The 909-nt window shown below is 31.8% G+C and carries 1 pseudogene; it reads right to left on the bottom strand.

The features are described from left to right. Positions 1-873 (bottom strand): annotated as a pseudogene (locus tag O3798_RS08730) (IS3 family transposase); the annotation flags it as partial. Positions 874-909 lie beyond the last annotated feature (36 nt).

Raw genomic sequence — 909 nt, 5'->3', positions numbered from 1 at the left:
TGCCTTGATCACTATGTAGTAGAACATCCTTAGGTAAGTCAATTTGATTTAAAGTATCCAATACAAACTTAGTATCTTGTTTTGAACCAATTGTATACGCAAGGATTTCTCCATTATGTAAATCCATAATGGAAGATAAATATAATCGTTTAGGACCGAAAGGTAAATATGTGATATCAGTAGTCAACTTTTGCATAGGTTTGTCCGCTGTAAAATCCCTATTCAGAGCATTGCCAGTGATTGAGAAAGGTTTACCTATTTTGATAGCTTTTTTCGGTTTCACGGCACAATTCCAACCATTTTTCTGCATAATCCGCTGCACAACCTTATGGTTAATAATCTGATTTAATTCCTTCTGAATCAAATACTTAATCTTTCTGTACCCATAAATAAATTTGTTTTTCTTACAAATTTTACCAATAGTTTTCTCGATAACGGTTGGAGAAAAGTCTTTCTTTTTCCATCGGTAGTAAGTAGATATGGGTACATTAAGGCAAAAACAGATTAAATGAACTGTATATTTACATTTCAATTCTTCCACTAACTTTACAACTGCTTGAGGCGACACTTCCTTTCCAATTCCTTGTATTTTTTTAATATTTCTAATTCAACTTCTTTTCTTTGTAATTCTAATTTTAATTGATCGATTTCTGAAAGTTCAGCTATTCCTTTATTATAGGAATATTGTTTCCCCACCTGTTGGTGGAAACGATGAGTTTCTCCATTTTTATACCATCTAAACCATGTTTTTACTTGAGTTTCATTTTTAATGTTTAACTCCTGCATTACTTGCTTTGTAGTATATCCCTGTAATTTCATTTCTACGGCTTTATTCTTTGTATCGACAGAATAAGCCACACGTTTTTTTGCCATAAAAATACACCTCCATGAGCATTTGATAATATTGTA

Origin of the sequence: Granulicatella sp. 20925_1_45, from assembly GCF_041433555.1 — a bacterium.
In the GTDB taxonomy this organism is placed as follows: Bacteria; Bacillota; Bacilli; order Lactobacillales; family Aerococcaceae; genus Granulicatella.
This window is presented reverse-complemented; position numbering and strand designations above follow the sequence as displayed.